This is a genomic window from Brevundimonas vancanneytii (genome assembly GCF_901421975.1).
Classification (GTDB): Bacteria; Pseudomonadota; Alphaproteobacteria; order Caulobacterales; family Caulobacteraceae; genus Brevundimonas; species Brevundimonas diminuta.
Map to the genome: position 1 here is coordinate 1,795,134 of NZ_LR588407.1, position 18,415 is coordinate 1,813,548.

An 18,415-nucleotide genomic window follows, 5' to 3' on the forward strand; every position below is an offset into this window, starting at 1 on the left:
ACCGCTCCGTCTTGCGCCCCGGAACAGTTTAGAGCCCTCTAGGCCCCGAACCGCAACCCGCCGGAGCCTTCATGCCGCCCATTTCCGACCGAACCCGGCTGATCGCCGGCGCCACCCGGCGCGGCCACGGGCGTCGCCCGGTCAATCCTCCTGTGGAGCGCGCCTCCACCATGCTCAGCGACGATCCGGCCCGGATGCAGGATGCGTCGGACGGCCCCGTCTATGGCCTCGACGGCACGAGCGCGGCGCGCGAGCTGCGCGCCCTGCTGGCCCAGATGGAAGGCGGGACCGACGCCTTCCTGGTCCCCTCGGGCCTGGCGGCCGTGACCGTGCCCCTGACCGCCCTGCTGCGTCCCGGCGACGAGGTGCTGACCACCGACGCCGTCTATGGACCCACGCGCCGCTTCCTAACCCGCCACCTCGCCGCGCGCGGGATCACCGCCCGCTTCCACCCCGCCGACGCCTCGACCGAGGCCGTTCTGACCGCCATCACCCCGCGCACCCGACTTCTGCTGATCGAAGCGCCCGCCTCTCTGACCTTCGAGATCGCAGACGCCCCCGCTCTGGCCGCCGCCTGTCGCGAACGCGGCGTTCTGACGGTCATGGACAACACCTGGGCGGCGGGGCTGGCCTTCCGTCCCCTGGCGCATGGCGTCGACGTCAGCGTCCAGGCCCTGACCAAATACGTCGGCGGCCATTCTGATCTGCTAATGGGCGGGATCGCCGCCGGCGAGCCGTCCGTCCTACGCGCCATCGCAAACACCATCGAGGACATGGGCTGGCACGTCTCGCCCGACGACGCCTGGCTGGCGCTGCGCGGCGTCCGCACCCTGCCCCTGCGCTACGAGGCCCAGGCCCGCTCGGCCCTGACGGTGGCGCAGTGGCTGAAAGCTCAGCCGGAAGTCGCCGACGTCCTTTATCCGCCCCTGCCCGGTTCAGTCGGACACGACCTGTGGCGGCGCGACTTCGACGGCGCGGCCTCCCTGATGGGCGTGGTCATGAAGGGCGGCGACACAGCGGCGGCCCACGCCTTCATGCGCGCGCTCAGCCTGTTCGGCATGGGGTATTCCTGGGGCGGCTTCGAGAGCTTGATCACCCACGAAACGCCGCAACTGGCCCATCGGCAGCATGCGCCCGACCTGTCCGGTCAGTTGCTGCGTCTGCATATCGGGCTGGAAGATCCCGCCGACCTGATCGGCGATCTTGAGAAGGGATTGAAGGCATGGCGCGCCCTGCAGGACTCGAACCTGCAACCGTCCGCTTAGAAGGCGGGTGCTCTATCCGGTTGAGCTAAGGGCGCGGAAGGCCGCAGTTCGGACTTAGTGCGTCCAGGACTGCTTGCGGTTGGTGGCGAAGTTGTCGGCGTAGGCCTTGATGATGACCGGTGCCTCGTTCGGCTCGTGCAGACGGAAGGCGATGCCGTGGCGTTCGGCGTACTCGACCGCCTCTTCCTTGGTGTCGAAGGACAGGCGGACCTGGCCGTTCATGTCGGTCGAGCTGGTCCAGCCCATCAGCGGATCGATGGTGCGGGCCGAGGCCGGCTCGAACTCCAGACGCCAGTCGCGCGTCTTGGCCTTGCCGGACTGCATCGCGGTCTTGGCCGGGCGATAGATGCGAGCGAGCATGGACGGAATCCTTCGGACGGGGAACTCGCGGGGTGCATACCCCGCCGCCGCCGCCCGGTCCAGACGCCGCAAGACTTCATCAGACCGCCTGGATCAGGCGGCGAGCGTAGAAGAACCGGCGTCAATCCAGCGGCGTGCGGCGCGCTGGGCTTCGGCGATCTCGTCGTGCTCCATCTCCTGGCTGATGTCGCGTCGGTATTCCCGCGCCTCAATCGAGCCCTTCATGGAGGCCAGGTTAAAGATCATATGAGCCGACACCCGGTCGATCGGGCATCCGTCCAGTCCCGCCGAATAGGCCAGGCCCAGACGGAACAAGGCGTCGCCGTCCATGTCGAGCGTGGGCAAGGGCAAGGTGTCGCGCGCCTGGGGCGCTTGATCGTCATGCAGCGGATTCATCAGCAATCCTCCCCCGCGGCGTCGTTCTGACCCCGCTATCGGATACGCATTCAAGTATCGTTGGTTTGAAATTAGCGTTAACGCGCTCAAACCCCACGCAGCGCGGCCCTTGTCCGCATGCGGACGCAAGCTGACAGGCCGGTTCAGCGACGGTTCATTCGACCAGCGTGAAAGTCGACGCCAGACAGGGATTTCGCTTCTTGAATGGAGTTGCCAAATGAACCGCCTGACCAAGGCCGCCGTCGTCGCGCTCGCTCTGGCGACCACAGCCGCCCCCATGATGGCCCAGGCGCAGGATCATCGCGGGGACCGCCGCGAATGGAGCCATGATCGCCGAGACGACCACCGTGAGCGGCGTCAGGATCGACGCGACGACCGTCGTGAATGGCGCCAGGACCGACGCGAGGACCGCCGTGAGTGGCGCCAGGACCGTCGTGAGTGGCGTCAAGACCGTCGCGACGATCGTCGAGAATGGCGTCAGGACCAGCGCCGATACGACCGCTGGAGCCGTGACAACCACAACTGGTGGCGCGGGCGGCCCGAGTTCCGCGATTATCGCGGCGCCCGCAACGGCTACTGGTATGCGCCGGGACACGGCTATTATCGGGTCGAACCTCGCTACTACGGCTATCGCTGGCGCACGGGCGCCTACCTGCCGCCCGCCTATCGCTCCTACTACGTCAACGACCCCTATTTCTATAATCTGAGACCCGCTCCGCGCGGCTATCGCTACGTCCATGCCGGCAACGACATCCTGCTGATCGCCGTCGCCACAGGCCTGATCGCCAGCGTGTTGAGCGACGTCTATTAAAGCACGCTGGATCAAGGCATCGCTTCGCCCCGCAAGGCTCTGTCTTGCGGGGCTTTTTTCATGACGCCGCTCTGCGATCGACGTTCAGCAGCAGTTCATGGCCCCGGGCCCATTCTGTCCGCAAGCCGTCCAGTTCGGACGTGCGAGGACTTCGACCATGAAACGCTCGCTTCTCATGTTCGCGGCGGCCGCCAGCTTCCTCGTGCCCGCCGCAGCCCCCATGGCTGTTCTGGCCCAGGATCGGCCGCAGGCGCGCGAGGACGGTCCGCGTCGTCCTGATCGCGGCCAACCTCAGCGCCATCACCGCGACGCCGACCGCCCGCGTCAGGAAGGCCCGCGCCCTCAACGACCGGAGCGCAGACCAGAACAGCGGCCGGAACAAAGGCCGGAACAGCGACCCGACTGGAACCGCCCCGATCGCCCCGATCGCCCTAGCCGACCGGACCGGCCACAACGCCCGGATCGGCCGGACCGTCCCCAGAGACCCGATCAACCGCGGCCTGACAGACCCAATCGTCCGGACCGTCCCGATTGGAATCGACCGGACCGTCCCCAGCGCCCAAATCGACCGGATTCCCCTCGCCCAGACCGTCCCGAACGCCCAGATTGGAACCGCCCTGGCCGCCCGGACGCCCAGCGTCCGAACAGGCCGGATCGTCCCAGCCAATGGAACCGTGACCGCGACTATCGCGAATTCCACAACCGCTGGAATCGCGACCAATGGCGCCGCGACTGGGATCGCCGTCATCGCAGCGACTGGTGGCGCCATGACCAGCGCTTCCGCAGTTGGAACGGCGTGCGCATCGGCTTCTATTTCGCGCCCGGCTACGGCTACTACAGCGTGCCGCGCACCTATTGGAACCGGCAGTACTATGTCGGCCAGTATCTGCCGGACGTCTTCTGGCGCTATCAGGTGAACGACTGGCGCACCTACGGCCTGGGCTATCCGCCTCCAGGCACGCGATGGGTCTATGTCGACAATGCGATCTATCTGATCGACGACTACGACGGCTACATCATCGAAGTCGTCCGCGACGCCTGGCGCTGGTAGCACTGCAACAGAAAGGCCCCGGAGAGAGCTCTCCGGGGCCTTTTTGTGGTCTGCAAGAAGGCTCTAGCCTAACCCTTAACGCGCCCTGTCGCTCAAGCAGCGAGCGACCGCGTCGCGAGCGTTAGCGACCAGCTGGGGGGTTTGGGGGCCGCAGCCCCCAAGCATCAAAGCCCTAGCTTAGCCTTCAGGATGTCGTTCACGGCGGCCGGATTGGCCTTGCCGCCGGTGGCCTTCATGACCTGACCGACGAACCAGCCGATGGCCTGGGGCTTCTCGGCGACGGCGGCGGCCTTGTCGGGGTTGGCGGCGATGATCTCGTCCACCGCCTTCTCGATGGCGCCGGTGTCGGTGACCTGCTTCAGGCCGTGCTTCTCGACCACCTCGGCGGGCGAGCCTTCGCCGTTCCACACATAGTCGAAGACTTCCTTGGCGATCTTGGACGAGATGACGTTGGTCTCGATCAGCTCGACCAGCTGGGCCACGTGGGCGGCCGGCAACGGGTTGTCGCTGAAGTCCTTGCCGTCGGCAGCCAGACGGGCCGAGACCTCGTTCGTCACCCAGTTGGACACCAGCTTGGCGTCGCGGCCCTTCGCGGCGGCCTCGAAATACAGGGCCTTGGCCTGCTCCGAGATCAGCACGCCTGCGTCGTATTGCGACAGGCCGTATTCGCTCATGAAGCGGCGGCGCTTGTCGTCCGGCAGCTCCGGCAGGTCGGCCTTGATGGCGTCGATCCAGGCCTGCTCCAGCACCAGCGGCAACAGGTCGGGATCGGGGAAGTAGCGATAGTCCTGCGCCTCTTCCTTGGAGCGCATGGAGCGCGTCTCGCCCGCTGTCGGATCATACAGGCGCGTCTCCTGCGTGATCGAACCGCCGTCTTCGAGAATCTCGATCTGGCGACGCGCTTCATATTGAATCGCTTGGGAAATGAAGCGGAAGCTGTTGACGTTCTTGATCTCGCAGCGCGTCCCCAGGAAGCTGAAGTCGCCCGTTTCCTTGAACTTGTCGTAGTTCCCGGCGCGGCAGACTGACACGTTCACGTCGGCGCGCAGATTGCCCTTCTCCATGTCGCCGTCGCAGGTGCCGAGGTAGATCAGGATGGTGCGGATCTTCTTGACGTAGGCGACCGCCTCTTCCGGCGTGCGGATGTCGGGGCGCGAGACGATCTCCATCAGCGCCGTGCCCGCACGGTTCAGGTCGACGTAGGATTCGGTCGGCGACAGGTCGTGGATCAGCTTGCCCGCGTCCTGTTCCAGGTGCAGGCGTTCGATGCCGACGTTGAAGAAGCTGCCGTCCTCGGCCTCCACCTCGACCACGCCCTCGCCCACGATGGGGTGATACAGCTGGCTGATCTGATAGCCGGTCGGCAGGTCGGGATAGAAGTAGTTCTTGCGGTCGAACTGGCTCTTCAGATTGATCTGGGCGCGCAGGCCCAGGCCCGACTTCACCGCCTGCTCGACGCAGTATTTGTTCAGGGTCGGCAGCATGCCGGGGAAGCCCGCGTCGACCAGCGACACCTGCTCGTTCGGCCCGGCGCCGAAGCCGACCGCCGCGCCCGAGAACAGCTTGGCGTTCGAGGCGACCTGGGCGTGGATCTCCAGACCCATGACGATTTCCCAAGCGCCCGTGCGGCCTTGGATCAGTTTGGAGTTCTCAGTCATGCTCACCACCAACGGTCCGGCTTGGCGACGAAGCCCGCCGCGTCTTCGAGGGCGCCCGCGACCTGGAAGACGGTCGCTTCATCCAGGGCCTTGCCGATGACCTGCAGGCCCAGCGGCAGGCCGTCGGCGCTGAGGCCGGCGGGGACCGAGATGCCCGGCAGACCGGCCAGGTTGGTCGTCACCGTGAAGACGTCGTTCAGATACATGGTCAGGGGGTCGATCTGCTTGTCGCCGATGGCGAAGGCGGCCGACGGGGTGGACGGCGTCAGGATGGCGTCCACCTGGCCCCAGACGTTGTCGAAGTCCTGGGCGATGCGGCGACGCACCTTCAGCGCCTTGACGTAATAGGCGTCATAGAAGCCCGCCGACAGCACATAGGCGCCGATGGTCAGGCGGCGCTGGACCTCCTTGCCGAAGCCCTCGGCGCGCGAGGTCGCATAGAGGTCGTCCAGAGAGGTGAACTGCTCGGCGCGGTGGCCGAAGCGCATGCCGTCATAGCGCGCCAGGTTCGACGACGCCTCGGCCGGGGCCACGATGTAATAGGTCGGCAGGGCGTATTTGGTGTGCGGCAGGCTGATCTCGACGATCTCGCAACCGGCGGCCTTCAGCCACGCGACGCCCTGCTCCCACAGCTTCTGGATCTCGGCGGGCATGCCGTCGAGGACATATTCCTTGGGCACGCCGATGCGCAGGCCCTTGACCGACTGGCCGACCGACTGGGTCCAGTCGGGGGTCGGGATGTCGAGGCTGGTCGAATCCTTGGCGTCGAACGAGCACATGGAATTCAGCAGCAGGGCCGAATCCTTGACCGTCTTGGCGATCGGCCCGGCCTGATCCAGCGAGCTGGCGAAGGCGACCATGCCGTAGCGGCTGGCGCGGCCGTAGGTCGGCTTGATGCCCACGGTGCCGGTGAAGGCGGCGGGCTGGCGGATCGAGCCGCCGGTGTCCGAAGCGGTCGCAGCCAGGCACAGGTCCGCCGCCACGGCCGAAGCCGAACCGCCGGACGAGCCGCCCGGCGTCAGGTCGGCGTTCGAGCCCTTGGACTTCCACGGGTTCTTCACCGGGCCGAAGGCCGAGGTCTCGTTGGACGAGCCCATGGCGAATTCGTCCATGTTCAGCTTGCCCAGCATGACCGCCCCGTCGCGCCACAGATTGGCGGTGACGGTCGATTCATACGGCGGCACGAAGCCGCGCAGCATGTTGGAGCCGGCGGTCGTCTGCACGCCCTGCGTGCAGAACAGATCCTTGATGCCCAGCGGCGCGCCTTCCAGCGCCCCGCCCTCGCCCTTGGCCAGACGGGCGTCGGACGCGCGCGCCTGTTCCATCGCCTTGTCCGCCGTCACCTCGACATAGGCGTTCAGCGTCGGGTTCGAGGCCTCGATGTTGGTCAGGAAGGCCTTGGTCAGTTCTTCGGACGAGAAGGTCTTAGCCTTCAGGCCGTCGACGGCGTCGGCCAGCGTCAGCTTGGTCAGATCGGTCATGACTTACTCCACGACCTTGGGCACGACGAAGAAGCCGTCGGCGGACTTGGGCGCGTTGGACAGGACATCAGCGACCTTGTCGCCGTCCGTAACCACGTCGTCGCGCATGCGCAGCGGCTGGGACACGTTGGAGGTCATCGGTTCGACGCCCTGCACGTCCACCTCGTCCAGCTGTTCGATCCACTTCAGGATGCCGTTCAGCTCCTGGGCCAGGGGCTCCAGGCGGTCCTCGGGGGTCTTGATGCGGGCGAGATGCGCAACCTTGCGCACCGTCGCGGCGTCGATGGCCATGCGGCCCTCCAAAGCATGAGAGTCTAAGGGGTCGGGATTAGCGTCTCGACGCCGCTTCGACAAGGATTTGGGTGCAGGCGCGAAATGAGCTTGGCCGTTGCGGCCAAACGCCCCCTATCGAAGGCCCGAGCGGCGCCTAAGTATGAGGCGCAGATCACAGGAGACGCGACCATGAAGATCACCGGCCCCCAAGTCCGCGCCGCGCGCGCCCTGGTGCAATGGCCGCGCGACCATGTGGCCCGCCTGTCTGGCCTGACGGTGGACGCCCTGGCCGACTTCGAGCGCGAAAACGTCGATCCCGGCGACGAGGCCCGCAGCCGCCTTCAGGCCGCGCTGGAGGAAGGCGGCGCCGTCTTCCTGCATGAAGAAGACGGCGGCCTGGGCGTACGGCTGAAATTCACGCGCAAGGAAGTGCGCTCGATCCGCAACCTAGAGAACGAAGGCGGGCCGGTCGGGGACGACGACGTGTGAGTCCCTCCCCCTCACCGCTCATCCCGGCGGAGGGAAAGGGCCCCACGCTTTGACACGCGCCCCGTCTGAGCCTAACGCGCCCTCGTGCCTGTCCTTGATCTCTCCGAACTGCCCGCCGCCTGCCCGCCCAACACCCCGTGGCTGGGCCTGGACCTGGGCGAGAACACCATCGGCGTCAGCGTCTCTGACACCGGCCGCATCATCGCCAGCCCGCTGGAGCTGATCCGCAAGACCAAGTTCAGCCAGGACGCCGAACAGCTGTTCAAGATCATGGACGGCCGCAAGGTCTCGGCCCTGGTCATCGGCCTGCCGCTGAACATGGACGGGACCGAGGGGCCGCGCGCCCAGTCGTGCCGCGCCTTCGCCCGCAATCTGGAGCGGTTCCGGCCGGTCAACGTCGCCTTTCAGGACGAACGGCTGTCGACCACCGCCGTCGAGCGCTTCCTGATCGACGAACTGGACCTGACCCGCAAGCGCCGCGCCGATGTGGTGGACCGCACCGCCGCCGCATGGATCCTGCAAGGCGCGCTGGACCGGCTGCGCGGCTGAGATGGCGGCCATTCTCGCGGGCGTCCTGCCGGTCTTCCTGCTGCTGGCGCTCGGCTATGGCCTGAAGAAGTCGGACTACCTGCCCGACGCCGCCTGGCGGCCGATCGAGAAGCTGGCCATCAATGTCCTCTATCCCGGCTTCCTGATCCCGGCGATCTGGAACGCGGTCCTGTCGGGCTCTGCCGCAGGCGCGGCGGGCGCCGCCGCCGTGACCGTGTCCATCATCATCTCGGCCCTGACTCTGCTGTCCAAGCCGCTGCTGCCCCTCAGCGGCCCGGCCTACACCAGCGTCTTTCAGGGCATGATCCGCTGGAACAGCTTCGTCTTCCTGCCGGTCGTGCAGGCGACCTTCGGGCCGGCGGGCGTGGGTCTGGCCGCCGTGGTCATCGCCGCCATGATCCCGGTCAGCAACATCCTGAGCGTCGTCGTCCTGGCCAAATGGGGCGCGGGCCAGCACGGCGCCTCGCCCAGAGCCCTGTTCCGGGCGATGATGTCCAACCCGATCCTGCTGGCCTGTCTGCTGGGGCTGGCGCTGAACTTCTCGGGCGCGCCGCAGCCGCCCGGCGTGGCCGAGACGCTGCAGCTGCTGGGCTCAGCCGCCCTGCCGCTGGGCCTGATCGTGGCGGGCGCAGGGCTGAGCTTCCGCGAACTGGCGCGCACGCGGGTGACGGTCGGCGCCGTGGTCGTGGTCAAGATGATCGTGACGCCGCTGGCCATGTGGCAACTGGCGCGCCTCTATGGCGGCGATGAGCTGGCGCAGGGAATCGCCCTGCTGTGCGGCGCGGCGCCCGGCGCCGCCTCGGCCTATGTGCTGGCGCGTCAGATGGGCGGAGACGCGCCGCTGATGGCCGGGATCATCGCGGCGACGACAGTATTCTCCGTGATCGGCATTCCAATGGCGCTGCTGCTATTCCATCTGGCCTGAGTCCCGCCTATAGCGGCGTCTCGATGACCCAAGCCGCTCCCGTCACCGAACTCATTCAGGAACGGCTGACCCCGTTCCCCCGCGATCACTTCCTGGCCGCAGGCGATCTGAACCCGCCCGCCGCCCTGGCCTTGCTGGACCTGGCCGACGCCTTCGTCGACTTCAACCGGCAATCCGCCAAGGGCGTGGACCTGCTGCGCGGTCAGACGGTCGTGAACCTGTTCTTCGAGAACTCGACGCGGACCAGCTCTTCCTTCGAGATTGCGGCCAAGCGTCTGGGCGCCGACGTGGTGACCATGCCTGTCGCCTCTTCCTCGGTGAAGAAGGGCGAGACGCTGATCGACACCGCCGTGACGCTGAACGCCATGAAGCCGGAGATTCTGGTGGTGCGCCACGCCTCCTCGGGCGCGGTGGACCTGCTGTCGCAGAAGGTCGGATGCGCCGTCGTCAACGCGGGCGATGGGCGCCATGAGCACCCGACGCAGGCCCTGCTGGACCTGCTGTCCATGCGGCGCGCCTTCGGCGACGTAGGCGGGCTGAGCGTCGCCATCTGCGGCGACATCGCCCACAGCCGCGTGGCGCGCTCGAACGTCGCCCTGCTGCAGATGATGGGCGCGCGGGTACGGCTGATCGGGCCGCCGACGCTGGTGCCCGGCGACGCCGACCGCTGGGGCTGCGAGGTCTTCCACGACATGAAGGAGGGTCTGGCCGGTTGTGACGTGGTGATGATGCTGCGCCTTCAGCTCGAGCGGATGGCGGGCGCCCTGATCCCCTCGACGCGCGAGTATTTCCGCTTCTGGGGTCTGGACCGCGAAAAGCTGGCCTGGGCCGCCCCCAACGCCAAGGTCATGCACCCCGGCCCGATGAACCGGGGCGTGGAGATCGATTCCGACGTGGCCGACGACCTGAGCGTCTCCCTGATCCAGGATCAGGTCGAGATGGGCGTCGCCGCCCGCATGGCCGTCCTGGCCGCCCTCGCCCACCGCCGCGCGGGAGGCGCCGCATGACCGCCGCTCAACAGCCGATCGCCATCATCAACGCCCGCCTGCTGGATCCAGCCAGCGACTATGACGGCCCCGGCGCCGTCTTGATCGAGAACGGCCGCATCGTCGAGGTCATCCACGGGCAAGCAACCCAACGCCCCGAGGGCTTGCAGATCATCGACGCCGAGGGCCGCTGCCTGGCGCCCGGTCTGATCGATATCCGGGTCAAGACCGGCGAGCCGGGCAACGAACCCAAGGAGACGCTGAAGTCGGCCAGCCTGTCGGCGGCGGCGGGCGGCGTCACCACCATCGTCGTCCAGCCCGACACCGACCCGGCCATCGACGACCCGGCCCTGATCGACCACATTCAGCGGCGCGGCGCAGCGCTCGGTCTGGTCCACGTCCGCGCGGCGGGCGCGGCGACGCAGGCGCGCGACGGCGAGCGTATGGCCGAGATCGGTCTGATGCACGAGGCGGGCGCCCTGTATTTCACCGACGGCGACCGGGTGATCCGCAACACCCGCACCCTGCAACGGGTCATGAGCTACGCCGCCTCCTTCAACGCCCTGATCGCCTGTCGTCCGACCGAGCCGTGGCTGTCGGAGGGCGCGGTCGCGACCTCGGGCGAACTGGCGACGCGGCTGGGCCTGTCGGGCGCCCCCGCCATCGCCGAGCGCATCCAGCTGGAGCGCGATCTGGCCCTGGTCGAGCAGACCGGCGCGCGCTTCCTGATCGACCAGATCTCGACCGAGGGCGCGCTGGAGACGCTGGCCCGCGCCCGTGCGCGAGGGCTGGAGGTCGCGGCCTCGGCCTCGATCAACCACCTGTGCTTCAACGAGATCGACATCGGCGACTACCGGACCTTCTATCGACTGGACCCGCCCCTGCGCGCCGAGAGCGACCGGCAGGCCCTGGTCGAGGCGGTGCGCGACGGCCTGATTGACGTCATCACCTCGGCCCACTGTCCCGAACCGGCCGAGAACAAGCGCCGCCCCTTCGCCGAGGCCGAGCCGGGCGCCGTGGGTCTGGAGACCCTGCTGCCCGCCGCCCTGACGCTGCACCACGAGTACGGCGTCGACCTGCTGGACGTGCTGCGGCCGCTGACGCAGGGCCCGGCCGCCCTGCTGGGCCTGGAGGCCGGAGAGCTGTCGCAAGGCGCGCCCGCCGATCTGGTGCTGTTCGACGCCGGGGCGCCGGTGGTGATCGACGCCGCGACCCTGCGCTCCAAGTCGAAGAATTCGCCCTTTGACGGGCGGCGACTGCAAGGGAAGGTCTTGCTCACCGTCGTTTCGGGCCGCATCGTCCACGACGCACGTTAAGGGGAGCGAATCACTTGCAGGATCTGGCGGGGCCGGCGCTCCTTACGCTCGGGCTTGTGGCTATTGGCGGATACCTGCTGGGCTCCATCCCGTTCGGCGTGGTCCTGACCCGCGCGGCGGGCGCGGGCGACGTGCGCAACATCGGCTCGGGCAATATCGGCGCGACCAACGTCCTGCGCACCGGGCGCAAGGATCTGGCCATCGCCACCCTGATCCTGGACGCGGGCAAGGGCGCGGTCGCCCTGCTGATCGCGCGGCATCTTCTGGGGACCGACGTCGCGGGCGCCATCGCCGGCGGCGCGGCCTTCCTGGGCCACCTGTTCCCCATCTGGCTGGGGTTCAAGGGCGGCAAGGGGGTGGCGACCTTTTTCGGCCTGATCCTGGCCGCGTGCTGGCCGCTGGGCCTGCTGGCGGCGGCGACCTGGCTGATCATGGCCTTCGCCTTGCGCTATTCCTCCCTGTCGGCCCTGGTGGCGGCGGCGCTGACGCCGTTATACGCCCTGCTGCCCCTGCCTGCGCTGGGTCTGCCTGCGCCGCAGCCTATCTTCATCATGGCGGTCTTCACCGCCGTCCTGATCTTCATCCGCCACCATGAGAACATCGGCCGCCTGCTGAAAGGCGCCGAGCCCAAGATCGGGGCGAAGAAGGCGTGACGCTCCTGTCGGAGGCCGAGCGCTTCGCCCGCCTCCGGCTCGCCCGGACCGACCGCGTCGGCCCCGTGGCCTTTTCCCAGCTGTTGCAGCGGTTCGGTTCGGCCGAGCGCGCGCTGAACGCCCTGCCCGACCTGATCCGCAGCCGGGGACGCAACGGCTATTCCATCCCGGCGCCCGAAACCGTCGAGGCCGAACTGGAGGCCGGCGCCCGTATCGGCGCGCGGCTGATCCTGTGGGGCGAGACCGCCTATCCTGAGGCCCTGGCCGCCGTCGATCCGCCGCCGCCCCTATTGTGGACGCTGGGCGATCCGGCCCTGATGCAGCGGCCCTGCATGGCCATCGTCGGGGCGCGCATCGCCTCGGCGGGCGGCCAGCGCATCGCGCGCGGCCTGGCCCAGCAGTTGGGCGAAGGCGGCCAGGTCGTCGTCTCGGGTCTAGCGCGCGGCGTCGATGCGGCGGCGCATCTGGGCGCGCTGGAGACCGGCACGGTCGCCGTGCTGGGCGGCGGCGTGGATGACGTCTACCCCTCTGACAACGCCGACCTGTATCGCCAGATCGCCGAGCGCGGCTGCATCGTATCGGAAAGCCCCGTCGGCGCGCGGGCGCAGGCGCGCGACTTCCCGCGTCGCAACCGCATCATCTCGGGCCTGTCGCGCGGCGTGGTGGTGGTCGAGGCGGAAATCCGTTCCGGCTCCCTGATCACCGCGCGGCTGGCGGGCGAACAGGGCCGCGACGTCTTCGCCGTGCCGGGCTCGCCGCTGGACCCGCGCTCCAAAGGGCCGAACGAGCTGCTGCGTCAGGGCGCCATCCTGTGCGAAGGGATCGAGGACATCGAGCGGGCCTACGCCGCTCTGAAGACGCTGCGCGAACCGCCCGCTGATTCGCCGTTCGCCGCCGGTTCGCCGGATCAGATCGACGATGCGGTGCTGGATCGTATCGAAGCCCTGCTGTCGCCGACGCCCATCGGTCGCGACGAACTGGCGCGCGCCGCCGGATTGTCAATTGCGGAAACGGCCGCCGCCCTGCTGGAGCTTCACCTCGCAGGGCGAGCGACCTTGCTGCCCGGCGGACTGGCCTCGACCTAGGCGGGCGCGGTGCGGCGGGCCATATCCGCCGCGCTTTCCAGAAGTCCGGCCAACCGCTCGTCCCCGTCCCAGCGGGCCATTCCGGCCAGTTCCGTGGCCATGGCGGCCACATATTCACGGACCGGATAGTCCGTCAGGTCAGGGCCTGTCGCCTTGCGACGTCGTTGCACTGGCTTGTTCATCGTCAACCCTCCCGAGAACGCCTGAGAGGAACACAACTCAAGGAGGTTTGTAAACTCACGTTACCCGGAAAGGTTGCTCATATAAAACGGGCCGATTGACTTCCGCGTCCGCCGCAACCACGTTCGCGCCCCGTTTTCCCCGATAGAGCGCCATGAATCTCGTTATCGTCGAGAGCCCCGCCAAGGCCAAGACCATCAATAAATACCTGGGCTCGGACTATAAGGTTCTGGCTTCCTACGGCCACGTCCGCGACCTGCCGTCGAAGGACGGCTCGGTGCTGCCTGACGACGACTTCGCCATGCACTGGGAGGTCGACGCCAAGGCGTCCAAGCGCCTGTCCGAGATCGCCGAGGCCGCCAAGGCCGCCGACCGCGTCATCCTGGCGACCGACCCCGACCGCGAGGGTGAGGCGATCAGCTGGCACGTTCTGGAGATCCTGAACAAGAAGAAGGCGCTGAAGGACACGGACGTCCAGCGCGTCACCTTCAACGCCATCACCAAGTCCGCCGTGCTGGAAGCGATGGCCAATCCGCGCCAGCTGGATATGGAGCTGGTGGACGCCTATCTGGCGCGCCGGGCGCTGGACTATCTGGTGGGCTTCAACCTGTCGCCGGTGCTGTGGCGCAAGCTGCCGGGCGCCCGTTCGGCCGGTCGCGTCCAGTCGGTCGCCCTGCGCATCGTCGTCGATCGCGAGATGGAGATCGAGAAGTTCAAGGCGCAGGAATACTGGTCGGTCGAGGCCGACCTGATCGCCGACAGCCCGCCCTTCACCGCCCGTCTGGTCAAGCATGACGGCAAGCGCGTCCAGCGCCTGGACATCGTGTCCGAGGCCATGGCCATGGCGGCGCGCGAGGCCGTTCACAGCGGCGACTTCACCATCAAGTCGGTCGAGAAGAAGCCGGCCAAGCGGTCTCCCGCCCCGCCCTTCACCACCTCGACCCTGCAACAGGAAGCCGCACGCAAGCTGGGCTTCACCGCCCAGCGCACCATGCAGGCGGCGCAGAAGCTGTATGAGGGCGTCGACGACACCGGCGGCCTGATCACCTACATGCGTACCGACGGCGTCTATGTGACGCCCGAGGGCATCGCCCAGGCGCGCGAGGCCATCGGCCAGCGTTTCGGCCCCGCCTATGTCCCGGCCGAGCCGCGCTACTACAAGACCAAGGCCAAGAACGCCCAGGAAGCGCACGAAGCCATTCGTCCGACCAACATCCTGCGCAGCCCCGACACCCTGCGGCTCGAGAACGACCTGCAGCGCCTGTACGAGCTGATCTGGAAGCGAATGATCGCCTCGCAGATGGAGTCGGCGCGCCTGGACCGCACCACGGTCGAGATCGAGACGCCCGACGGCCAGACCGGCCTGCGCGCCACCGGCCAGGTCGTGGTCTTCGACGGTTTCATCGCCGCCTATGAAGAAGGCCGCGACGAGAAGCAGAAGGGCGCTGAAGACGAGGAAGACGAAGGCGGCCGCCTGCCCGCGCTGAAGGAAGGCGCCAAGGCCAAGGTCGAGGCGATCCGCACCGACCAGCACTTCACCGAGCCGCCGCCGCGTTTCTCGGAAGCCACCCTGGTCAAGAAGCTGGAAGAGCTGGGCATCGGTCGCCCGTCGACCTACGCCTCCATCCTGACGACCCTGCGCGACCGCGAATACGTCCGCATGGACAAGAACCGCTTCTATCCCGAGGACAAGGGACGGCTGGTCACGGCCTTCCTCGAGCAGTTCTTCGCCAAATGGGTCGAATACGACTTCACCGCGGCGCTGGAGACCCAGCTGGACGAGGTGTCGGCGGGCGATCTGGACTGGAAGACCCTGCTGCGCCGCTTCTGGCAGGACTTCCACGCCGCCACGCAGGCCGCAGGCGAACTGCGCACCACGGCGATCCTCGATCACCTGAACGAGGCGCTGGGTCCGCACATCTTCCCGGACAAGGGCGACGGATCCAATCCCCGCGAATGCCCGGTCTGCCATGAAGGCCAGCTGAGCCTGAAGACCAGCCGTTTCGGCGCCTTCATCGGCTGTTCGCGCTATCCGGAGTGCAAATACACCCGCCCGGTGGCCTCTCCCGACGCGGCCGACGGCGGCGCCGAGAGCGGCGATCGCGAACTGGGCGTCGATCCGGCGACCGGCCAGCCGGTGCATCTGAAGATCGGTCGCTTCGGCCCATATGTCGAAACCACGCCCCCGGATGCGGACAAGCCCAAGCGCTCGTCCCTGCCCAAGGGCTGGTCCCCGGCATCGATCGATCTGGAGAAGGCGCTGCGCCTGCTCAGCCTGCCGCGCGACGTGGGTCCGCACCCCGAAGACGGCAAGATGATCACCGCCAGCCTGGGCCGCTACGGTCCGTTCGTGGCGCACGCGGGCACCTACGCCAACGTGGCGGACATCGAGGAAGTGTTCGACGTCGGCCTGAATCGCGCCGTGGCCCTGCTGGCTGAGAAGCGCGCAGGTCGTGCGGGCCGCGCCTCGGCCGCCGCGCCGCTGAAGGAACTGGGCGCCCACCCGGAAACGGGCGAGGCCGTTCAGGTCATGGCCGGCCGCTACGGCCCCTACGTCAAGTCGGGCAAGATCAACGCCACCTTGCCCAAGGGCACGGCGCCTGAGGACATGACGATGGAGGCCGCCCTGCCCCTGCTGGCCGCCAAAGCCGGCGCCGCGCCCAAGAAGAAGGCGCCCGCCAAGAAGGCGGCTGCGAAAAAGCCTGCGGCGAAGAAGGAGTCTGCCGCCAAGAAACCGGCCGCGAAAAAGGCCCCCGCCAAGAAGGCGGCCAAGGCTGCGGAAGCCGAATAAGACAAAGCGCCCTCGGTCTCACGAACGGGGGCGTTTTTTCTACCGTCCGGCGACCAACTCATTGCGGACGCGACGGCCCAGGGGATCGCGGCCCGGCCAGCTCTCCCCCACGGAAGCCTCGACATAGGGCGTGCAGAAGCGCGAGATGATCATGCGCGGACGGATTTCGTTCAGACAGACGCGATCCCCCTCACGCGCCCAGCGCGCGGTCAGGCGCCGTCCATCCGAGAACAGGGCGCGGTAACGGCCGTCACGGTCGAACCAGTGCTTGACCCAATCGCCGTCCGGATAATGGGAAACGACCGTATTGCCGAAGGCCGCCTGCATGGCGTCGACGTTTCCGCCGCTGCCTGAGGCTGACGCGCTCGCAGGCGCGGCCAACATCAGCGTGATCAGCACGGCTGCGCGCATCCGGTCCCTCTCCCAATCGTCTTTCCAGTCCCCAGGCGGACCATACAGGCCGAAACGCCGTTGCCAAGCGGCCCGTTCCGAACGGAAATACTTGACTGAGGCGTAGGGCTTTCTCTATACGGCCGCAGGCTCGGAACAGGACTGGCGATGCGCGCCGCCCGCTCGCCCAAGAGGGGCGGTTCCGTCAGCTGAAGGCGTTTGCGAACGCTATCCTCCGTCCCTTCAGGACTGCATGACTGAGTTTTCCAAGCTGGGCCTTTCGCCCACGACCCTGCAAGCGGTCGCCGATACCGGCTACACGACCGCCACCCCCATTCAGGAACAGGCCATCCCGGTGGCCCTCGCCGGACGCGACGTGCTCGGCATCGCCCAGACCGGCACAGGCAAGACGGCCGCCTTCACCCTGCCCATGGTCGACCGCCTGGCCTCGGGCCGCGCCCGCGCCCGGATGCCGCGCGCCGTGGTGCTGGCCCCTACCCGCGAACTGGCCGATCAGGTCGCCGAAAGCTTCGCCAAATACGCCAAGGGCACCCGCCTGAACTGGGTGCTGCTGATCGGCGGCGTCTCCATGGGCGACCAGGTCGCCGCCCTGAACAAGGGCGTGGACGTGCTGATCGCCACGCCGGGGCGCCTGCTGGACCTGTTCGATCGCGGCAAGATGCTGCTGACCGGCGTCGAGCTGATGGTGGTCGACGAGGCCGACCGGATGCTGGACATGGGCTTCATCCCGGACATCGAGCGCATCTTCAAGCTGACGCCGCCGCGTCGCCAGACCCTGTTCTTCTCGGCCACCATGCCGCCGGAGATCACGCGCCTGACGCAGCAGTTCCTCAAGGATCCGACCCGGATCGAGGTGGCGCGTCCGGCCACGACCGCCGACACCATCACCCAGCATATCACCCGCCTGCCGACTTCGGACCCCAAGGCCAAACGCACCGCCCTGCGCGCCCTGGTCGAGCGCGGCGAGGTTCAGAACGGCATCGTCTTCTGCAACCGCAAGTCGGAAGTCGACATCGTCGCCAAGTCGCTTCAGGTCCACGGCTTCAACGCCGCGCCGATCCACGGCGATCTGGACCAGTCCCTGCGGATGAAGACCCTGGCCGACTTCCGCAGCGGCGAGCTGAAACTGCTGGTGGCGTCCGACGTCGCCGCGCGCGGTCTGGACATCCCGGCGGTCAGCCACGTCTTCAACTATGACGTTCCGCACCACGCCGACGACTACGTCCACCGCATCGGCCGCACCGGCCGCGCCGGGCGTCTGGGCGAGGCCTTCATGATCGTGACGCCCGCCGACGACAAGTCGTTAGACAAGGTGCTGAAGCTGATCAAGAAGGTGCCGGTCGAACTGCCGCTGGACGACATCGACTTCGCCTCGATCAAGGATCGCCCGCGCGACGACAGCCGCTCTTCGCGCGGCCGTGGACGCGGCGAGCGCAGCGAACGCAGCCGTTCACGCAAGACGGTTGAAGCCGCCCCGGTCGACATCGAGTCCGACGCGCCCGTCGCCGCTGAAGTCGTCGCGCCCCACAAGGCTGATGAAGCGCCGCGTCGTTCGCGCAGCCGCAAGAAGTCCGAGGATCGCGCCTCGACTGCGGCTCCCGCCGCCGCTCCTGCCGTCGCCAAATCGTCCGGCGATATCCGGGGCAGCGCTTTCGGTGATGATGTGCCGGCTTTCCTGCGTCGCCCGGTTATTTTTGCTGATTGACGTCGCGATTCTTGATTTAACCCTGCGTTA

The 18,415-nt window shown here is 67.6% G+C and carries 19 protein-coding genes and 1 tRNA gene; 12 read left to right on the forward strand and 8 right to left on the reverse strand.

Annotated elements, in window-relative coordinates; genetic code table 11:
- Window positions 1-71: 71 nt before the first annotated feature.
- Window positions 72-1,265: a cystathionine beta-lyase gene (gene metC, locus FGL25_RS08855; RefSeq protein WP_138142422.1), complete on the forward strand. Its 1,194-nt coding sequence runs from the start codon at window positions 72-74 to the stop codon at window positions 1,263-1,265.
- On the opposite strand, the gene FGL25_RS08860 is transcribed toward metC, so the two are convergent.
- From FGL25_RS08860 to FGL25_RS08870, 3 genes are all read right to left on the reverse strand, one after another.
- Window positions 1,224-1,300: transfer RNA gene (locus tag FGL25_RS08860), tRNA-Arg, on the reverse strand. The two genes, metC and FGL25_RS08860, sit on opposite strands and share 42 nt — an antisense overlap.
- 19 nt (window positions 1,301-1,319) lie before the next feature.
- Window positions 1,320-1,625 (reverse strand): ETC complex I subunit, encoded by a 306-nt coding sequence (locus FGL25_RS08865; RefSeq protein WP_003164660.1) that lies wholly within the window; start codon window positions 1,623-1,625, stop codon window positions 1,320-1,322.
- Between the two features lie 93 nt (window positions 1,626-1,718).
- Window positions 1,719-2,021, reverse strand: a complete 303-nt coding sequence (locus tag FGL25_RS08870; protein ID WP_138141500.1) for a sel1 repeat family protein — start codon at window positions 2,019-2,021, stop codon at window positions 1,719-1,721.
- Window positions 2,022-2,238: 217 nt separating this feature from the next.
- Here FGL25_RS08870 and FGL25_RS08875 point away from each other — a divergent pair, with 217 nt between their 5' ends.
- The gene (locus tag FGL25_RS08875) at window positions 2,239-2,832 is read left to right on the forward strand and encodes an RcnB family protein (protein WP_003164658.1); all 594 of its coding nucleotides are present in this window, start codon (window positions 2,239-2,241) and stop codon (window positions 2,830-2,832) included.
- A 157-nt stretch (window positions 2,833-2,989) separates the two neighbouring features.
- On the forward strand, window positions 2,990-3,883 hold the full coding sequence (locus FGL25_RS17490) for an RcnB family protein (protein WP_252970104.1): 894 nt from the start codon (window positions 2,990-2,992) through the stop codon (window positions 3,881-3,883).
- Between the two features lie 164 nt (window positions 3,884-4,047).
- Here the strand turns inward: FGL25_RS17490 and gatB are convergent, their stop codons facing one another.
- Genes gatB through gatC form a run of 3 tightly spaced genes read right to left on the reverse strand, consistent with a single transcriptional unit; the run spans window position 4,048 to window position 7,313 of the window.
- Window positions 4,048-5,541 (reverse strand): Asp-tRNA(Asn)/Glu-tRNA(Gln) amidotransferase subunit GatB, encoded by a 1,494-nt coding sequence (gene gatB / locus FGL25_RS08885; RefSeq protein WP_088411567.1) that lies wholly within the window; start codon window positions 5,539-5,541, stop codon window positions 4,048-4,050.
- Window positions 5,542-5,543: 2 nt separating this feature from the next.
- Window positions 5,544-7,022, reverse strand: coding sequence for an Asp-tRNA(Asn)/Glu-tRNA(Gln) amidotransferase subunit GatA (gene gatA / locus FGL25_RS08890; RefSeq protein ID WP_138141501.1), 1,479 nt, complete (start codon window positions 7,020-7,022; stop codon window positions 5,544-5,546).
- A gap of 3 nt (window positions 7,023-7,025) precedes the next feature.
- Entirely contained in the window at window positions 7,026-7,313 is a 288-nt protein-coding gene (gene gatC / locus FGL25_RS08895) for an Asp-tRNA(Asn)/Glu-tRNA(Gln) amidotransferase subunit GatC (RefSeq protein ID WP_076223212.1), read from the reverse strand.
- A gap of 171 nt (window positions 7,314-7,484) precedes the next feature.
- On the opposite strand from gatC, the gene FGL25_RS08900 reads away from it, so the two are divergent.
- From FGL25_RS08900 to dprA, 7 genes are all read left to right on the forward strand, one after another.
- Complete coding sequence (locus FGL25_RS08900) at window positions 7,485-7,784, forward strand: DNA-binding protein (protein ID WP_087141170.1); 300 nt, start codon at window positions 7,485-7,487, stop codon at window positions 7,782-7,784.
- A gap of 84 nt (window positions 7,785-7,868) precedes the next feature.
- Window positions 7,869-8,333 carry a Holliday junction resolvase RuvX gene (gene ruvX / locus FGL25_RS08905; protein ID WP_138141502.1) on the forward strand — a complete coding sequence of 155 codons (465 nt, stop codon included), beginning with the start codon at window positions 7,869-7,871 and terminating at the stop codon, window positions 8,331-8,333.
- Window position 8,334: 1 nt separating this feature from the next.
- Window positions 8,335-9,258: an AEC family transporter gene (locus FGL25_RS08910; protein WP_138141503.1), complete on the forward strand. Its 924-nt coding sequence runs from the start codon at window positions 8,335-8,337 to the stop codon at window positions 9,256-9,258.
- A gap of 23 nt (window positions 9,259-9,281) precedes the next feature.
- Window positions 9,282-10,265: an aspartate carbamoyltransferase catalytic subunit gene (locus tag FGL25_RS08915; RefSeq protein WP_138141504.1), complete on the forward strand. Its 984-nt coding sequence runs from the start codon at window positions 9,282-9,284 to the stop codon at window positions 10,263-10,265.
- Window positions 10,262-11,560, forward strand: a complete 1,299-nt coding sequence (pyrC, locus tag FGL25_RS08920) for a dihydroorotase (protein ID WP_138141505.1) — start codon at window positions 10,262-10,264, stop codon at window positions 11,558-11,560. Before FGL25_RS08915 ends, pyrC begins: the two co-directional genes overlap by 4 nt.
- 14 nt (window positions 11,561-11,574) lie before the next feature.
- A complete protein-coding gene (gene plsY / locus FGL25_RS08925) occupies window positions 11,575-12,213 on the forward strand; it encodes a glycerol-3-phosphate 1-O-acyltransferase PlsY (protein ID WP_128719937.1) in 639 nt (212 codons plus the stop codon).
- Window positions 12,210-13,298: a DNA-processing protein DprA gene (gene dprA, locus FGL25_RS08930; RefSeq protein ID WP_138141506.1), complete on the forward strand. Its 1,089-nt coding sequence runs from the start codon at window positions 12,210-12,212 to the stop codon at window positions 13,296-13,298. The genes plsY and dprA overlap by 4 nt, the downstream gene beginning before the upstream one ends.
- On the opposite strand, the gene FGL25_RS08935 is transcribed toward dprA, so the two are convergent.
- A complete protein-coding gene (locus FGL25_RS08935; RefSeq protein WP_040345201.1) occupies window positions 13,295-13,480 on the reverse strand; it encodes a hypothetical protein in 186 nt (61 codons plus the stop codon). The two genes, dprA and FGL25_RS08935, sit on opposite strands and share 4 nt — an antisense overlap.
- 152 nt (window positions 13,481-13,632) lie before the next feature.
- Here FGL25_RS08935 and topA point away from each other — a divergent pair, with 152 nt between their 5' ends.
- Entirely contained in the window at window positions 13,633-16,269 is a 2,637-nt protein-coding gene (gene topA, locus FGL25_RS08940; RefSeq protein ID WP_138141507.1) for a type I DNA topoisomerase, read from the forward strand.
- Window positions 16,270-16,308: 39 nt separating this feature from the next.
- Here topA and FGL25_RS08945 read toward each other — a convergent pair whose 3' ends face one another.
- Window positions 16,309-16,680 carry a hypothetical protein gene (locus FGL25_RS08945; RefSeq protein WP_003164640.1) on the reverse strand — a complete coding sequence of 124 codons (372 nt, stop codon included), beginning with the start codon at window positions 16,678-16,680 and terminating at the stop codon, window positions 16,309-16,311.
- 232 nt (window positions 16,681-16,912) lie between these two features.
- Between FGL25_RS08945 and FGL25_RS08950 the strand changes: the two genes are divergently transcribed.
- Complete coding sequence (locus FGL25_RS08950; RefSeq protein WP_138141508.1) at window positions 16,913-18,385, forward strand: DEAD/DEAH box helicase; 1,473 nt, start codon at window positions 16,913-16,915, stop codon at window positions 18,383-18,385.
- Window positions 18,386-18,415: the final 30 nt, after the last annotated feature.

Coding starts and splice junctions, on each gene's coding strand:
- metC (WP_138142422.1), top strand. CDS start 72: ATGCCGCCCATTTCCGACCGAACCCGGCTGATCGCCGGCGCCACCCGG.
- FGL25_RS08865 (WP_003164660.1), bottom strand. CDS start 1,625: ATGCTCGCTCGCATCTATCGCCCGGCCAAGACCGCGATGCAGTCCGGC.
- FGL25_RS08870 (WP_138141500.1), bottom strand. CDS start 2,021: ATGAATCCGCTGCATGACGATCAAGCGCCCCAGGCGCGCGACACCTTG.
- FGL25_RS08875 (WP_003164658.1), top strand. CDS start 2,239: ATGAACCGCCTGACCAAGGCCGCCGTCGTCGCGCTCGCTCTGGCGACC.
- FGL25_RS17490 (WP_252970104.1), top strand. CDS start 2,990: ATGAAACGCTCGCTTCTCATGTTCGCGGCGGCCGCCAGCTTCCTCGTG.
- gatB (WP_088411567.1), bottom strand. CDS start 5,541: ATGACTGAGAACTCCAAACTGATCCAAGGCCGCACGGGCGCTTGGGAA.
- gatA (WP_138141501.1), bottom strand. CDS start 7,022: ATGACCGATCTGACCAAGCTGACGCTGGCCGACGCCGTCGACGGCCTG.
- gatC (WP_076223212.1), bottom strand. CDS start 7,313: ATGGCCATCGACGCCGCGACGGTGCGCAAGGTTGCGCATCTCGCCCGC.
- FGL25_RS08900 (WP_087141170.1), top strand. CDS start 7,485: ATGAAGATCACCGGCCCCCAAGTCCGCGCCGCGCGCGCCCTGGTGCAA.
- FGL25_RS08910 (WP_138141503.1), top strand. CDS start 8,335: ATGGCGGCCATTCTCGCGGGCGTCCTGCCGGTCTTCCTGCTGCTGGCG.
- FGL25_RS08915 (WP_138141504.1), top strand. CDS start 9,282: ATGACCCAAGCCGCTCCCGTCACCGAACTCATTCAGGAACGGCTGACC.
- pyrC (WP_138141505.1), top strand. CDS start 10,262: ATGACCGCCGCTCAACAGCCGATCGCCATCATCAACGCCCGCCTGCTG.
- FGL25_RS08935 (WP_040345201.1), bottom strand. CDS start 13,480: ATGAACAAGCCAGTGCAACGACGTCGCAAGGCGACAGGCCCTGACCTG.
- topA (WP_138141507.1), top strand. CDS start 13,633: ATGAATCTCGTTATCGTCGAGAGCCCCGCCAAGGCCAAGACCATCAAT.
- FGL25_RS08945 (WP_003164640.1), bottom strand. CDS start 16,680: ATGCGCGCAGCCGTGCTGATCACGCTGATGTTGGCCGCGCCTGCGAGC.
- FGL25_RS08950 (WP_138141508.1), top strand. CDS start 16,913: ATGACTGAGTTTTCCAAGCTGGGCCTTTCGCCCACGACCCTGCAAGCG.